This is a genomic window from Reyranella sp. GW821-FHT12G01, assembly GCF_058806575.1.
Genome location: NZ_JBXAPV010000003.1, coordinates 452,988 through 467,832, shown reverse-complemented (window position 1 = coordinate 467,832; position 14,845 = coordinate 452,988). Strand labels below are relative to the sequence as shown.

Below are 14,845 nucleotides of genomic sequence, written 5' to 3'. Positions count from 1 at the left end.
CCCGACCCTATCTGAGACGGATGCGCGCCCCAAGACGCGCGCCCAAGAAGCACTTCCCGGGAAGGTGATGTCGATTTCCGCTCGATGGCTCGGCCTGGCGACGACCGTACTGCTGGCAACCCAGCAGGCCGCGGCCTTTGCCCAGACGGTGATCGAGGAGGATCCGCCCAAGACCTTCGCCGAAGGCTTCATGCAGGGCGTCGGCCTGCCGGTTATCAGCATCTATCATCTCGCGGCGATGATCGGCATCGGCATCCTCGTGGGTATCGCGGCGCGCGGCATCGTTCCGGTCCTGGCCTTCGGCGTCGCTGCCATCGCCGGTGTGGCGATCCAGCTCAGCCCCTACGATATCCCGGCAGATGGCGCTTTCGTGGCGCTGACGACGATGGTCATCGGCGTCCTCATCCTGATGCGTCAGCCGCTCAGCCCGAAGGTCGCGTCGGTGGTCTTCGCCATCGCGGGATTGGTGCACGGCTATTCGCTGGGCGCGGTCCTCGTTGGGGCCGACGCCATTCCGATTGCCGCGTACATCGCGGGGTTGCTGGTCGCCCAGACGGCGCTGGGCGTCGTGTCCTGTGCGATCACGCTAGGGGCGACCAAGTGGCCCGCACAGCGTACTGTGCTGGTGGTCGCCGGTTGCCTGGTCGTCGTGGCAGGTGGCGTCGCCGCCATCGAAGCAGCCGGCCTGATCAGCTGAGTCCGGCGTCCCTCGCAACGGCGCCGGCAGACCCGTCGTTGAGGAAGCCATGATCGTCGCAGGTGTGGGATGTCGGCGCGAGACCTCGGCCGACGAGATCGAGCGGGTCGTGCGCATGGCACTCGGCCTGTTCGACCTGCCGGTCGAGCGCCTCGACGCGCTGGCGACCGAGTCGGAGAAGGCGATCGATCCGGTTTTCGCCGAGGTCGTGCGACGGCTGTCGGTGAAACTGGTCGCCTGCACCGCGGACGATCTCGATCGCATCGCGGGGCGCGTGCTTACGCCGTCGAAGCTGGTGCTCGAAGCCAAGGGCCTGCCGTCGATCGCGGAAGCCTCCGCGCTGGTGGTGGCGGGTCGCGACGGGCGCCTGCTGGGAACGCGCGTGGCGACCGAACGCGCGACCTGTGCCATCGCCATCGGCGAGGGGCGATAGCGTCGCGCCTCGTGGCGATGCTAGCTACTGTCGGATAATCGTTTGGTGGAGTTGATGGCGACGCATCCGGATTTCGACGCGGCCTTCCGGGCCGAGTTTCGCGAGCTTGTCCTGTGGCGGCGCGACGTGCGCCGGTTCCGCACCGATCCGGTGGCGCGCGAGCGCATCGACGCGCTTCTCGAAGTCGCGAGCCACGCGCCGTCGGTCGGCCTCAGCCAGCCTTGGCGCTTCGTGCATGTCGAGTCGGCGGAGCGCCGCCGCGCCGTGGTCGAAAGTTTTACGCAGGCCAACGAGCAGGCTCTGGCCGGCTATGGCGGCGAGAAGCACGCGATCTACGCCAACCTGAAGCTCGCGGGCCTCAAGGAAGCGCCGGTGCATCTCGCGGTCTTCTCCGACGACGGTACGCACACCGGCAGCGGGCTCGGTCAGCAGACCATGCCCGAGACGCTGCATTATTCCGTGGTGGCGGCGATCCAGACCCTGTGGCTGGCCGCGCGCGCCGACGGGATCGGCATGGGCTGGGTCTCGATCCTCGACCCGAAGAAGGTGACGAAGGCGCTCGACGTGCCGGCCGGCTGGAACCTCGTGGCCTATCTCTGCCTTGGTTTCCCGGCCGAGGAGCATCTCGATCCCGAGCTCGAGCGGCATCACTGGGAAGTGCGCAGCGACCTTTCCGACGTGGTCTTCACGCGCTGACGCTTTGACACTCCGGTCTCGGCGGGCATTATTGCCTCTCATCATCGGAGGCGGCGCGTGACTTCAGGAGATCGACCGGCGGGCCAATCGATCTCCGATGCCGCCTTGTACCTTTTGGCCGCGCTGTGTGGCGGCGCCACCGGCGTCCTGGGCGCCGGCTTCCATCTCGTCGTCGATACGCTGGTCCGCTGGCCGGCGTGGCTGGTGGCCTATCTGGGACATGGGCCTCTCACCATCGCCGCCGCCGCCGGGATCGCTGCCGTCGCCCTCGTCCTGGCTTTCTATCTCACGCGCCTCGTCGCGCCCGAAGCGGCCGGCAGCGGCGTGCAGGAAATCGAAGGCGCCATGGAAGGGCTGCGCGAAGTACGCTGGAAGCGCATCCTGCCGGTGAAGTTCGTGGGTGGCGTGCTCGCTCTGTCGTCGGGCCTCGTGGCGGGCCGCGAGGGGCCGACCATTCACATGGGCGCGTCGATCGCGCAGGCCGTCTCCGAACGCCTGAAGCTCAGCGAAGCGGAGTTGCGCGGCCTGCTGGCGGCGGGCGCGGCTGCGGGTCTCGCCGCTGCCTTCAACGCGCCACTGGCCGCGATCCTTTTCGTGATCGAGGAAACGCGCAAGCAGTTCCGCTACACGCTGCGTTCCTACACCGCCGTCATCATCGCCTCGACCGCCAGCGCCATCGGCATGGAACTGGTCGGCGGCACGGCGCCCCAGCTCAAGCTCGACAATGCCGAGATGCCGTTGTCGCTGCTGCCGGCCTTCCTGGTGCTGGGCGTGTTTTTGGGCGGGCTGGGCATCGTCTTCAACAAGACGCTGCTCTTCCTGCTCGACTGGGTGGCAGCGACTTTCAAGAAGGTGCCGTTCGTGCCGGCGCTGCTGGTCGGCGCCGCCGTCGGCGCGCTGGCGCTCGTGCTGCCGCAGGCGGTGGGCGGCGGCGAGCTGCTGATCCCGGGCATCGTGACCGCGAACCTGCCGATCACGACGCTCCTGCTGCTCTGCCTGCTGCGCTTCGTCGGCGTCATGCTGAGCTATCCGGTGGGCGTTCCCGGCGGCATCTTCGCGCCGCTGCTGACGCTCGCTACCACGGTGGGCCTGGTCGCGGCGTGGCTGCTGCAGACCGCGGTGCCGCTGCCGCCGCTGGCGGGCGCCGCCTTCGCCATCGCCGCGATGGGTGGTCTCTTCTCGGCGTCCATCCGCGCGCCGCTGGTCGGCGTCGTACTGGCGGCCGAGCTGACCAACGGCTACGCGCTGATCCTGCCGCTGATCGTGACCTGCGTGACCGCCAACGCCACCTCGCAGGCGCTGGGCGGCCGGCCGATCTACGAACTGCTGCTGGAGCGCACCTTGCGGCTCGCCGGCAAGGTGGCGCCGCCGCCGGTCACGACCGGCGTGCTCTCCCCGGTCGGCGTGGACGAGGATCGCCGCTCCTAACGCGGAGAGGGCAGGAACCAGTCGAGGATCCGCGCATTCTCGTCGCGCGGATAGGTGTGCGAGAGGTCGGCGATCTCGCGGTAGACGACATTGGCGCCAGCCTGTTCGAGGGCGCGTTGCGCGCCTTGCGCCATCTCCGGCGGAAACATCCAGTCCTGCGTGCCGTGGATGATGTGGACCGGCAGATCGCGCACGCGAGCGGCGTCGGCGAAGGTCATCAGCATGGGATGGAAGCTGGCGGCGATTGGCGCGAGATGGGTGAAGCCGCAATCGCCGCGCAGGCCGATCACATAGGTGAAGGTGCCGCCGTCGCTCATGCCGGTCAGGAGCTGGCGCTCGTCGTCGATGTTCCAGTCGTTGGCGACATCCGATGCCATGCGGTGGATGCGTGGCCCGTCAATCTCCGGCTCCATCAGCGACCAGGTGGCGCCAGAGGCCGTGGGCGCCATCACGATGAAACCGCGCGTGCGTGCCTCGCGCACCCAGCTCCACAGGAAGGCGCCGCCATTGCCGCTACCGCCATGCAGCGCCACGACCAGCGGCCAGCTTTTCGCGGGGTCGTAATATTCGGGCACGTAGAGCGAGAAGGCGCCGCGTGTGCCCGAGGGCCCGGCGATGTGCATGAAGCCCACACCCTCGCGCGTCGGATCGGCGGCCGCGAGGCGCGCCTGTAGCTCGGCGTCGCCGCGCGCGTCCTGTTCGAGGAAGAAGTTGCTGATGGGTTTCAGATACGGCGACAGCGGATAGAGCGATTCGCAGGCGCGCGGATAACCGCGCAATGCGCGATAGGCGGCGACGATCGGCTGCGGCGCCTCGGGTGCGGCGAGCAGGCCCGCGATCGCCTCGCCGGCGAACACCGCCGCCCGCTCCAGATGATCGCGCACCGGGGCCAGCCGTCCCGGCCAGTCGAGCGCGCGCGAGGCGTCCAGCGCCGGGCTGAGATCGTCGTTGCGGCCGGCCAGCGCTTCGAGCACCTGCGGCAGTGTCTGCGGCGAGAGGTGCCGCGCCGCGAACTCGATGGCGTGCAGCGCGCGTAGGGTGGCCGGCACCAGCGCGGAGAGGGCGTCGATGGCGGCCTCTTCGGCCATCAGTCCTTCAACACCGTGGCTTCGAGCGCCGGCTTGCCGCGGATCATGTCGGCCGCCTTTTCGGCGATCATCAGCACCGAGGCGTTGAGGTTGGCGGACGGCATGGTCGGCATGATCGAGGCGTCGACCACGCGCAGGCCTTCCAGGCCGCGCACCCGCAGCTGGTCGTCGACGACGGCGGTCGGATCGTTGTCGGGCGCCATGCGGCAAGAGCCCATCAGATGGAAGGTCGTGGTGCCGCGCTCCTTGGCCGCCTGCATCAGCTCGGCGTCCGACTGCTTCTCCGAGCCGGGGAATTCCTCGCGGTCGTAGTATTTGCTGAGCGCCTTGGAGCCGATCAGGCGGCGTGCCAGCTTCATGCCGGCCAGCAGCACGCGACGGTCGCTTTCCGCGCCAAGGTAATTCGGCTGGATGATGGGATGCTCGAACGGATCGGCCGAGCGGACGCGGACATAGCCGATCGAATCGGGGCGCTGCTGCCACGAGGCGATGGTCATGCCGGGGAAGTCGTCGAGCGTAGATTGCACGCCTTCCTTGTAGCTCGCCGGGGTGAAGGTGAGCTGCAGGTCGTAATTCTCGATGCTCTCGTCGGACTTCCAGAAGACGTAGATCAGCGTCGGATTGAGCGTCAGTAGGCCCTTGCGCGTCGTGACGTATTTCAGGATCTCGCCGGCCAGGCGCAGTCCCTTGGAGCGCTCGTTGATGCTGGTGGCGTTCTTCACCCTCGCGACGAAGCGCGGCGCGTAATGGTCGCGCAGGTTCTCGCCGACGCCGGCCAGTTCGTGCTTCACCTCGATGCCGAGCGACTTCAGCAGCGGCGCCGGGCCGATGCCCGAGATCTGCAGGAGCTGCGGCGAGTTGATCGTGCCGCCGCTCAGGATCACTTCCTTCCGGGCGCGCACTTCCATCGGCGTGCCGTTGCGGCCGCCCTTGCGGTAGCGCACGCCGACCGCGCGCTTGCCTTCCAGTACGATCGAGGTCGCCTGCGCGTGCGTGCGCACCGCGAGGTTGGGGCGCGACATCGCGGGATGGAGATAGCCGCGCGCGGCGCTGACCCGGCGGCCGTTCTTGATGATGCGCTGAACGTAGCTCACACCCGCCTGCATCGTGCCGTTGTAGTCGGGGTTGCGCGGGATGCCCTGTTCGACGGCGCCCTCGATGAAGGCCTCGCACAGGGGATCGCGCCATTCGAGGTCGGTGATCGGCAGGTTGCCTTCGCTGCCGCGGAAGGTCGGATCGGCGTCGCCCGCCATGCGATGCTCGCTGCGGCGGAAATAGGGGAGCACGTCGGAATAGCCCCAGCCGCGATTGCCGCGCTGCGCCCAGCCGTCGAAGTCGAGACGCTGGCCGCGATTGTAGATGTGGCCGTTGATCGAGCTGGAGCCGCCCAGCGTCTTGCCGCGCGGGGCGGCGATCGCACGGCCGCCGGTCCATTCGCTGGGCTCGGACTTGTAGAGCCAGTTCACCTTGGGATCGACCAGCGTGTACATGAAGCCGGCCGGGATATGGATGAAGGGGTGCCAGTCGCTCGGCCCCGCTTCGAGCACGCAGACCGTGACGTTGGGATCCTCGCTCAACCGGCTGGCAAGCACGCTGCCCGCCGATCCGGCGCCCACGATCACGTAGTCGAAACTCTCCATCCGGTTGATTCCTCCCTACCGGGATTGACCACCGGATTTGGGCAGGAAGCAATGCTCCATCGCGGGAAAACGACGGGCTTTCACGTCGGCCGAGTAGGCGGCGGCGGCTTCGGAGATCTTGCCGCTGAGATCGGCATAGCGCTTCACGAACCGCGGGGTGAAATCGCTGAACAGGCCGAACACGTCCTCGGAGACCAGGACCTGGCCGTCGCAGGCGGGCGAGGCGCCGATGCCGATGGTCGGGATGGCGATCGACTTGGTGATCGCGGCGGCCACCGGCTCCAGCGTTCCCTCCAGCACGATCGCGAAGGCGCCGGCGGCGGCGATCGCCTCGGCATCGCGCGTCACCTGCCTTGCTTCTTCCTCGGAGCGGCCGGTCGCCTTGAAGCCGCCGGCCACGTTCACCGCCTGCGGCATCAGCCCGACATGACCGCAGACCGGGATGCCGCGCTGGGTGAGAAAGCGCACCGTCTCAGCCATGACCTCGCCGCCCTCCAGCTTCACGCCGCTGGCGCCGGTCTCGGCCATGACGCGCGCGGCGCTGTGGAAGGCCTGCTCGGGGCTGGCCTGGTAGCTGCCGAAGGGGAGATCGACGATCACGCAGGCGCGCGACGAACCGCGCGTCACCGCCCCGCCGTGGGCGATCATCATGTCGAGCGTCACGGGCACGGTGCTGTCGAAGCCGTACACCACCATGCCGAGCGAATCGCCGACCAGCAGGAAGTCGACATGCGGGTCGAGCCAGCGCGCCATCTGCGTGGTGTAGGCGGTCAGGCACACGATGGGCTCGCCGCCCTTGCGGGCGCGAATTTGGGGCGTGCTGATTCTCTTGGCTGAGGTGACGGCGCTCATGGTTCCCAGACCTTTCGACGGCAACTAGTGGATGACGGCGCGAGGCAACAACATCCGGATCGACAGACCGCCGCCGGGGCGATTGGCGGCGATCACCTGGCCGCCCAATGCCTCGACGTTGCGCCGAACGATCCAGAGGCCGAGGCCCGAATGCTCGACGGCACGGTCGCTGCCTATGCCATCCTCGGGGCGCAAAGAGAAGTAGCGTTGGAAGACGCTTTCGATCCTGTCGGCGTCGATTCCGGGCCCCTCGTCCTCGATCGCCAACTCGACGGTTTCGGCGGAAACGCGCAGCGAAACGGTGATCCGCGTACCGGCGGGAGAAAAGCTGATCGCGTTCTCCAGCACGTTCTGCAGGACGATCTCCATCATGCCCGACGCGGTGCGCACGATGGCGCCGCGATCGAGCTTCACGGTGAGGCCGATCTCGCGCGCCGCGAGAATCTCGCGGAAGTGCCGCGCCGCATCCTCGACCAGCGGCGCGAGGTCGGTCGGCATGCGCGGCGCATCGATCAGGTCGGCGGTGCCCATGTCGTGGCGCTGCGCCGCGTTCACCAGCCCGAGCAGGCGGGCGAGCGAGGAGTCGATGATCTCCAGCGCCCGGCGCGCGCGCTGGTCCTCCTCCGGCACGGCGCGATGCACCGGCCGCAGCGCCGATTGCACGGCGGCGAGCGGCGTCTTGAAGGAATGGGCATTGTCTTCCGCCGACTGGCGGATCTCGCGCGACACGCGTCGCAGCTCGTGGACCAGCCGGTCGAAGTCGCGCGCGATGCCCGACAGTTCGGGCACGGTGTTGCGCTGGACGAAGGTCGCGTCGACGGCGCGGCCGAGCGCGATCTCGTCGGCGACGTTGCGGAAGCGCCGGAGGCTGAGCCGCATGCCCAGCGCCACCAGCACGGCCAGCACTGCGCCGCCGAGATAGATCGCGGCGGCGATGCGGACCTCGCGCGTCTGCCAGTAGGGACGGCCGATCGAGGTGTCGAGGAACTCCGAGGCGACGTGCGTGGTCGTCAGGATCCAGCAATTGCCGCGCGCGCGGATCGGGATGATCGAAGTCAGCAGCTCGACCGTGCCGTCGGCGCGGCTGTAGCGCATCTCGTCGGAGGCGTTCCAGGTGCAGGCCTCCGACAGGCGCTGCAGGATGCCGCGCTGGCTCAGCTCCTCCAGCTCGGCGGACACGGCGTCGGGGGCGAGCGGCGGCGCGGAGCCCACCAGATAGAACCGGCTTGCCGTGCGCGCGGCGGGCGGCTGGTACATCAGCTTCAGCACCGTGCCGCTGCTCGAATACTTCTCGAGCTCGCGATTGAGGTTCATCGGCGCGGCGGGGTCGGTGTCGCGCAGGATCGGCGTCAGCGCCTCGGCGATCAGCGAGCTTCGATCCTGCAGCGCGCGTGTCACCAGGCTCTGCATCTGGCTGTCGGCGCTCTCGAACTGCCCGTACAGCACGATGGGCAGCGCCAGGAACAGGCCGATCAGCGCCACCAGCTTCAGCGTCAGCGAGGCGGCGAGACGGCGCAGCACCGGAAGGCCGGCGTTGGACGATCTATGGCTCGACACGAAAAGACTCCGTCGTCTCGACCGGAGCGCGCAGCGCGGAGTGGAGAGACATCCTCTCTACAAGCCGACGACCATTAGTCGAGAGAAGGTCTCTCCACTCCGCACCTTCGGTGCTCCGGTCGAGACGACGGGGCCTTTTTTTCAGGCTCCGATTTCTTCGGCCGGGAGAACCTGACTTCATCCCACGTTAGTCCTTGCCCCAGCGATAGCCGAACGACTGGTAGTTCTGGATCTCGGCGAACTCGGGGTCGATGGCGCGGAACTTGTTGCGGATGCGCTTGATGCAGGAGCGGACGTTGGTCCGGTAGCCGTTCTCGCCGCTTCCCGCGATGAAGCCGACGTAATGCATGCAGTCGTAGACGGCGCGGTAGCTGACATAGCTGCCGATGTTGGCGGCGAGCGCATGCACGATCTTGAACTCGGTCACCGTGAGGTTGAGGTCGACTTCGTCCCAGAAGGCGCGGCTCACCGTGGGCTTCAGCAGCAGGCGGCCGCAATGGAAGTTGCCCTCGCCATCCGCCGTCATCGGATTGCCGGCGCGGTCGGCGATCAGCCGGAGGCGACGCGCGAGGATCGGCACGCCGCGCGACTTGTCGACGAAGTCGATGGCGCCGCGGTCGAGCGCGAGCTGCTCGTAGTTGGGCTCGCTGTGACCGGTCAGGAACACCACCGGCAGGTTGATGCCGGCGCGCTGCAGCTTGGGCAGCAGGTCGATGCCCGAGACGCGCGGCAGGCTCCAGTCCAGCACGACGATCTCGATGTCGCCCGCAGTCTCCAGGAACTCGACCAGGCCGGTGCCGTCACGGAAGGCCGCGACGTCGAAGCCGTAGTCGCCGAGCTCACCGCTCGCGGCCTCGCGGAAATCGTCATCGTCCTCCACGAAGGCGATGCGGACCCGCCGGCCGTTCTCGACCTCAGCGTCGGGCGGCAATCCGGGATTGGAGCTGGGCCAGACAGAGCCGTCGTCCTTCGTCTGTGTCGTCATCGCTCTTCACCTTGTACGCGAGGGTTCCGTACTGCTTGGTCTCGACATCCGGATAGAGCTGGATGTCGAGGGTGCACTTGCCGTTGCGGTAGCGCCACTGCTTGCCGGGAGGATGGTCCTCCTCGCTTGTCGGTGGGCCGAGCATCGCGCGCAGCTCCGACTCACGAAGGCCCGTCAGCGCCGGTGGCGCAGCATCGGTGGCCGGCGCAGACGCGACCGAGAGATCGGCCGTGGCGTCGGCGGCCGCGACGATCGCCGGCTTCGTGGGCCGTGCGGCCGCGACCGGCTGCGGGGTGGGCGTGGCTTTGCGCACGGGTGGGGCAGGAGGGGGCGGTTTGGACGAGCTGAGGCTCGCGAGGTCGTCGCGCGCGGCGCGCATCACGTCGCATCCGGAGAGGAGCAGAACGCCCAATCCGACGCCGAGGGTCCGTGTCGCCAAAGATCCAATCGTCATCCGCATCCAAAAGCCTGCTGACAGGCCTAAAGTGGCCGTGTGGCGGGTTTGCGGCACGGTGCCGTGCCACGACAGCGCGATTCCCGTGGGAACGACGCTTTCGATCCCTCAGGATTGCGGCGAACCGTCATCCGGGGCAAGTCCGATTTCGCGGAGCGGCGCGGCCGTCGTATGGAGAAACCATGGATATCAGCAAGGACATGACCACCACGCCCGGGACAATTCGTCGTGAGGACTACACGCCGCCGCCCTTCCTGATCGAGACCGTCGACCTCGATGTCGAACTGGGACAGGAGACGACTTCCGTCGTCGCGCGCCTCAGCGTCCGCCGCAATCCGGCGGCCGCGACGAAGCCCGCCGACCTGGTCCTCGACGGCAAGAAGATGGAACTCGTGTCGGTCCGGCTCGACGGCAAGCCCGCGGTCCACGAGGTGACGTCCGAGACGCTGACGGTTCGCGGCGTACCCGATGCCTTCTCCTTGGAGATCGCAACGCGGCTTCGTCCGCAGGACAACACCGAGCTCACCGGCCTCTACAAGTCGCGCGACCTCTTCTGCACGCAGTGCGAGGCCGAGGGCTTCCGCCGCATCACCTACTTCCTCGACCGGCCCGACGTGATGGCGCGCTACACGACGCGCATCGTGGCCGATCGCGCGCTGGTGCCGGTCATGCTGTCCAACGGCAACCTGGTCGACAGCGGCGCACTCGCCGATGGCCGGCACTTCGCCAAGTGGGAAGATCCGTTCCCCAAGCCGTCGTATCTCTTCGCGCTGGTCGCGGGGCCGCTCGAATGCCTGGAAGATCGCTTTACGACGCGCTCGGGCCGCGAGGTCACGTTGCGCATCTATGTGCGGCCGGGCGATGTCGGGCGCTGCGCGCACGCCATGGAATCGCTGCAGAAGTCGATGAAGTGGGACGAGGACGTCTACGGCCTCGAATACGATCTCGACATGTTCATGATCGTCGCTATCGACGACTTCAACATGGGGGCGATGGAGAACAAGGGGCTGAACGTCTTCAACTCGAAGCTCGTGCTGGCCAACCCCGAGACCGCGACCGACCTCGACTATCATTCGATCGAATCCGTCATCGGCCACGAATACTTCCATAACTGGACCGGCAACCGCGTCACCTGCCGCGACTGGTTCCAGCTTTCGCTGAAGGAAGGGCTGACGGTCTTCCGCGACCAGCAGTTCTCGGCCGACATGGGATCGGCCGCCGACTCCCGCATCGACGACGTGCGCCGCCTGCGCGCCGGCCAGTTCCCTGAGGATGCGGGGCCGATGGCGCATCCGGTGCGGCCGGATTCCTACATCGAGATCAACAATTTCTACACCGCGACCGTCTATCAGAAGGGCGCCGAGGTGGTGCGGATGATGCACACGCTGCTGGGGCCGGAGCGCTTCCGCAAAGGCATGGATCTGTACTTCCAGCGTCATGACGGCCACGCCGTCACCTGCGACGACTTCGCGAGCGCGATGGAAGACGCCTCGGGCGTCGACCTGAAACAGTTCCGCCTCTGGTACGCGCAGGCCGGCACGCCCGACCTCAAGGTCGAGGGCAGCTACGACGCCGCCAACCGGCGCTACACGATGACGGTCGACCAGAGCCTGCGGCCGACGCCGGGTCAGCCGGACAAGAAGCCGATGCACATTCCGCTGTCGGTCGGCCTGCTCGACGGTGCTGGCAACGACCTGCCGCTGCGGCTGGCGGGCGAGGCATCGGCCGGCGGCACCACGCGCGTCCTCGACGTGCGCAAGCCGCGCGACGTGTTCGTGTTCGAGGATGTCCCGGAGAAGCCCGTGGCCTCGTTGTTGCGGGAGTTTTCCGCGCCGGTGAAGCTTGCGGCGGTACGTTCGGACGACGAGCTGACCTTCCTGATGGCCCATGACAGCGATCCGTTCGCGCGTTGGGAAGCGGGCCAGCAGCTCGCCGCGCGGCTGATCCTCGAGATGGTCGAGGCGCGCAAGGCGGGCAAGCCGATGGAGGTGCCGGACCATTTCGTCGACGCCATCCGCCGCACGCTCGACGATCAGCGGCTTGACCGGTCGTTCATCGCCGACGCCGTAACCCTGCCGGGCCTCGCCTTCCTCGGCGAGCTCATGCCCCAGATCGACATCGAGGGACTGTGGGCCGCGCAGCAGCGCGTCCGCGCCGTACTGGCGGATCAGCTCGGCGATCGATGGAGCGCCGTCTACGATTCCAACCGCGCGGCCAGCGGTCCCTACCGCTACACGCCCGAGGACGTGGGCCGGCGTCGCCTGCGCAGCACGGCGCTCTCCTACCTGGCGACGGACAAGAGAGAAGCGGCGCGACGACGGGCGGTCTTCTATTTCGAGGCCGCGAGCAACATGACCGAGCAGGTCGCAGGCCTCACGGTGCTCGCCGAGCTGGGCGGCGCCGAGGGCGAGGCGGCGCTCGCCTCGTTCTACGAGCGCTGGAAGAACGAACCGCTGGTGCTCGACAAGTGGTTCGGCATCCAGGCCCGCACACCGACCGAGGGCACGCTCGACCGGGTGAAGCGCCTCATCGACCATCCGGCCTACGACCGTAAGAACCCCAATCGCGTCTATTCGCTGATCGGCGCCTTCGCATCGGGTAATCCCGTGCAGTTCCACGCCGCCGAGGGTGCCGGCTACCGCTTCCTGGCCGACCAGGTGCTGGCCACCGACAAGCTCAACCCGCAGATCGCTGCCCGCCTGCTGAGTCCGCTCGGCGCCTGGCGGCGCTACGATCCGCGGCGGCAGGAGCTGATGAAGCGCGAGCTCCAGCGTATTGTCGCGGAGCCCGGGCTGTCGCGGGACGTCTTCGAAATCGCCTCGAAGAGCCTCGCCTGAGGGCGGAGAATTATTTCTTCACCGGGACTGCCATCTGAAAGGTTGCTGTAAGGCTGCGAAATTATATATCCCGGCGTGGGAAAACGAGTTCCGGGGCGGCGCGTGGGGCGCTACCCCCGGAGCCCTTGGGATCTAAGCACATGGAAAACAAGACGAAATTCATCATTTCGGCTGTGACGGCTGCTGTCCTGACGATCGCCGCCGTGGCCTACGCGCAGACTGCCGGGCTCACCGATTCGACCGGTCCGCAGGGCGCCACGCCGCAGACTGCAGCCGTGCCGCAGCCCGGCATGCCGGGTGAGGCGACCTGCGCGTCGCAGCACCAGGAGCAGCCCGGCCTCTCGACCTCGGACCTGCTGGCCGACTCCTACGAGATCAAGGCGGCCGTTCCGGGCGGCGTCTGGCTGCAGAAGAAGAAGGACGTCTTCTACTGCAATTCCGGCGTCACCAAGGACGACGAGACGATGTGCTGGAAGATCCGCGCCCCGCTGAAGGGCCAGGATTGCAACGCCGCGCTCAGCAAGGCGCGCGCGAAGGACCTCCGCACCTGATCTAGGCGCTGATGCGCGGACGGGCCTGTTTCAACTCGTCCGCCATCTTCTCCGCGATCATGACCGTCGTGAAATGCGTGTTGGCGCGCACGACGGTGGGCATGACTGACGCGTCGATGACGCGCAGTCCCGTGCAGCCGATCACCCGGCACTCCGGATCGACCACCGAGCGCGGATCGTCGGCCGCACCCATGCGGCAGGTGCCGCTGGCATGCTGGGCGTCGGAGCATTCGTCGAACAGCCAGTCGTCCAGCGCCTTGGCGTCGAACGGGTCCTCGATCGAGCGACCCGTCGTGCCGTACTGGACGAAGGTCGAGATTTCCTTGAAGGCGGGCTGCAGGCACAGGATCCGCATCCGCTGCACGCCGTCGCGCATGCGGATCAAGTCACTCTCATCCGACAGCATGCGCTCGTCGACCTGGGGATCGATGGCGGGATCGCGCGTCGTGATGCGGACGCTGCCTTCGCTGAACGCCTGGAAGGCCGAGACCGCGAGGCGCGCCCGCGCCGTGCCGCCGTCTTCCTCGGGCCGCAGGTTGCCCGCGATCATGATCATGTCGTTGATGCCCGCGCCCGCCAGCTCCGAGGAGTAGCGCAGGCAGCAATTGGTGTGGCGGTGCATCAGGGTGCTCACCCGCGAATCGTCCTTCAGGTCGAGCATGAGGCCGACGATCGGGTGGTCGAGCAGATGCTCGCCCACCGGCCGGTCGGCCACGACCTCGATGCCGAGCCGGTCGAGCAGCGCGCGGGGGCCGATGCCGGAGCGCTGCAGGATCGCCGGCGAATGGATCGCGCCGGCCGACAGGATGACTTCCCGCCGCGCCCGCACGTTGCGCGCCTCGCCGCCGGCATTCACGCGTACGCCGCTGACATGCGGGCGATTGCCCTCGAATTGCAGCGTGTCGACGATGGCGTTGCCCACGATAGTAAGGTTGGAGCGGCCGCGCGCCGGCTCGAGATAGCCGTCGTTGGTCGAGATGCGCAGGCCCTGCCGGCTGTTGATCGCGTAGGGCCCGACGCCCGTGCCGCTGGGCGCATTGTGGTCCTCGCACCAGGGATAGCCGACGCCGAGGGCCGCCTCACGCAGGGCGCGATCGACGGTGCCCCACTGGTCGATGGGCGCGCGATAGACGGGCAGGGGCCCGCTGTCGCCGTGATAGGACGCGTCGCCGAAATCGACGTCGGTCTCGAGCTTGCGGAAGTAGGGGAGTGTCGCCTCCCAGCCCCAGCCGGCGGCGCCCATCGACTCCCAGTCCTCGAAATCCTCCGGAATCCCGCGGATGGCGATCTGGCCGTTGATGGTCGAACTGCCGCCGATCGCCCGGCCGCGCCATAAAAGCTTCGGCTCCTGCCGCTCGGTGCGGCGCGCCAAAAGCTTCGGATAGCGGTAATTGTCGTCGCCGATGGCGCGCAGCGGATTGGGAATCCTGAGATGATGCGGCGTCTCGGCGGTGCGGAAGTCGCGCCCGGCTTCGAGCAGCAGCACGCGGATCGTGGCATCCTCGCTCAGCCGGGCGGCCAGCGTTGCGCCAGCCGAACCGCCGCCGATGATGATGTAGTCGTACTCGTTGTCCATGGATCGCCTTCGCTGTCCCGAGGGGCTGGCATGCTTCTTGGGTAGAATGCC

Annotated in this window: 13 protein-coding genes; 6 read left to right on the top strand and 7 right to left on the bottom strand. The window is 67.7% G+C overall.

Annotated features, from left to right (window positions below; genetic code table 11):
• Positions 1-67: 67 nt before the first annotated feature.
• The 4 genes from AC1RP5_RS27230 to clcA are packed head-to-tail and all read left to right on the top strand — an operon-like array spanning position 68 to position 3,254.
• Positions 68-697: a HupE/UreJ family protein gene (locus AC1RP5_RS27230; protein WP_493115938.1), complete on the top strand. Its 630-nt coding sequence runs from the start codon at positions 68-70 to the stop codon at positions 695-697.
• A gap of 49 nt (positions 698-746) precedes the next feature.
• Complete coding sequence (locus tag AC1RP5_RS27225) at positions 747-1,130, top strand: cobalamin biosynthesis protein (RefSeq protein ID WP_493115937.1); 384 nt, start codon at positions 747-749, stop codon at positions 1,128-1,130.
• A 54-nt stretch (positions 1,131-1,184) separates the two neighbouring features.
• On the top strand, positions 1,185-1,826 hold the full coding sequence (gene bluB, locus AC1RP5_RS27220; RefSeq protein ID WP_493115936.1) for a 5,6-dimethylbenzimidazole synthase: 642 nt from the start codon (positions 1,185-1,187) through the stop codon (positions 1,824-1,826).
• Positions 1,827-1,883: 57 nt separating this feature from the next.
• Complete coding sequence (gene clcA, locus AC1RP5_RS27215) at positions 1,884-3,254, top strand: H(+)/Cl(-) exchange transporter ClcA (RefSeq protein WP_493115935.1); 1,371 nt, start codon at positions 1,884-1,886, stop codon at positions 3,252-3,254.
• Here the strand turns inward: clcA and AC1RP5_RS27210 are convergent.
• The 6 genes from AC1RP5_RS27210 to AC1RP5_RS27185 form a co-directional block, all read right to left on the bottom strand.
• The gene (locus AC1RP5_RS27210; RefSeq protein WP_493115934.1) at positions 3,251-4,342 is read right to left on the bottom strand and encodes a carboxylesterase family protein; all 1,092 of its coding nucleotides are present in this window, start codon (positions 4,340-4,342) and stop codon (positions 3,251-3,253) included. The genes clcA and AC1RP5_RS27210 overlap by 4 nt on opposite strands.
• Positions 4,342-5,982: a GMC family oxidoreductase gene (locus AC1RP5_RS27205; RefSeq protein WP_493115933.1), complete on the bottom strand. Its 1,641-nt coding sequence runs from the start codon at positions 5,980-5,982 to the stop codon at positions 4,342-4,344. Before AC1RP5_RS27205 ends, AC1RP5_RS27210 begins: the two co-directional genes overlap by 1 nt.
• 15 nt (positions 5,983-5,997) lie before the next feature.
• Positions 5,998-6,834, bottom strand: a complete 837-nt coding sequence (panB, locus tag AC1RP5_RS27200; protein ID WP_493115932.1) for a 3-methyl-2-oxobutanoate hydroxymethyltransferase — start codon at positions 6,832-6,834, stop codon at positions 5,998-6,000.
• 24 nt (positions 6,835-6,858) lie between these two features.
• Positions 6,859-8,391, bottom strand: a complete 1,533-nt coding sequence (locus tag AC1RP5_RS27195) for a sensor histidine kinase (RefSeq protein ID WP_493115931.1) — start codon at positions 8,389-8,391, stop codon at positions 6,859-6,861.
• A gap of 187 nt (positions 8,392-8,578) precedes the next feature.
• Positions 8,579-9,376 carry a response regulator transcription factor gene (locus tag AC1RP5_RS27190; RefSeq protein ID WP_493115930.1) on the bottom strand — a complete coding sequence of 266 codons (798 nt, stop codon included), beginning with the start codon at positions 9,374-9,376 and terminating at the stop codon, positions 8,579-8,581.
• On the bottom strand, positions 9,306-9,836 hold the full coding sequence (locus AC1RP5_RS27185) for a hypothetical protein (RefSeq protein ID WP_493115929.1): 531 nt from the start codon (positions 9,834-9,836) through the stop codon (positions 9,306-9,308). Before AC1RP5_RS27185 ends, AC1RP5_RS27190 begins: the two co-directional genes overlap by 71 nt.
• A gap of 176 nt (positions 9,837-10,012) precedes the next feature.
• On the opposite strand from AC1RP5_RS27185, the gene pepN reads away from it, so the two are divergent.
• Together pepN and AC1RP5_RS27175 are read left to right on the top strand one after the other, a co-directional pair.
• Positions 10,013-12,667, top strand: a complete 2,655-nt coding sequence (gene pepN / locus AC1RP5_RS27180; protein ID WP_493115928.1) for an aminopeptidase N — start codon at positions 10,013-10,015, stop codon at positions 12,665-12,667.
• 140 nt (positions 12,668-12,807) lie between these two features.
• Positions 12,808-13,218: a hypothetical protein gene (locus tag AC1RP5_RS27175; protein ID WP_493115927.1), complete on the top strand. Its 411-nt coding sequence runs from the start codon at positions 12,808-12,810 to the stop codon at positions 13,216-13,218.
• Between the two features lies 1 nt (position 13,219).
• Here the strand turns inward: AC1RP5_RS27175 and AC1RP5_RS27170 are convergent, their stop codons facing one another.
• Entirely contained in the window at positions 13,220-14,794 is a 1,575-nt protein-coding gene (locus tag AC1RP5_RS27170; protein WP_493115926.1) for a GMC family oxidoreductase, read from the bottom strand.
• Positions 14,795-14,845: the final 51 nt, after the last annotated feature.

Coding starts and splice junctions, on each gene's coding strand:
- AC1RP5_RS27170 (WP_493115926.1), bottom strand. CDS start 14,794: ATGGACAACGAGTACGACTACATCATCATCGGCGGCGGTTCGGCTGGC.
- AC1RP5_RS27190 (WP_493115930.1), bottom strand. CDS start 9,376: ATGACGACACAGACGAAGGACGACGGCTCTGTCTGGCCCAGCTCCAAT.
- AC1RP5_RS27175 (WP_493115927.1), top strand. CDS start 12,808: ATGGAAAACAAGACGAAATTCATCATTTCGGCTGTGACGGCTGCTGTC.
- panB (WP_493115932.1), bottom strand. CDS start 6,834: ATGAGCGCCGTCACCTCAGCCAAGAGAATCAGCACGCCCCAAATTCGC.
- bluB (WP_493115936.1), top strand. CDS start 1,185: ATGGCGACGCATCCGGATTTCGACGCGGCCTTCCGGGCCGAGTTTCGC.
- AC1RP5_RS27210 (WP_493115934.1), bottom strand. CDS start 4,342: ATGGCCGAAGAGGCCGCCATCGACGCCCTCTCCGCGCTGGTGCCGGCC.
- pepN (WP_493115928.1), top strand. CDS start 10,013: ATGGATATCAGCAAGGACATGACCACCACGCCCGGGACAATTCGTCGT.
- AC1RP5_RS27205 (WP_493115933.1), bottom strand. CDS start 5,982: ATGGAGAGTTTCGACTACGTGATCGTGGGCGCCGGATCGGCGGGCAGC.
- AC1RP5_RS27230 (WP_493115938.1), top strand. CDS start 68: ATGTCGATTTCCGCTCGATGGCTCGGCCTGGCGACGACCGTACTGCTG.
- AC1RP5_RS27185 (WP_493115929.1), bottom strand. CDS start 9,836: ATGCGGATGACGATTGGATCTTTGGCGACACGGACCCTCGGCGTCGGA.
- AC1RP5_RS27225 (WP_493115937.1), top strand. CDS start 747: ATGATCGTCGCAGGTGTGGGATGTCGGCGCGAGACCTCGGCCGACGAG.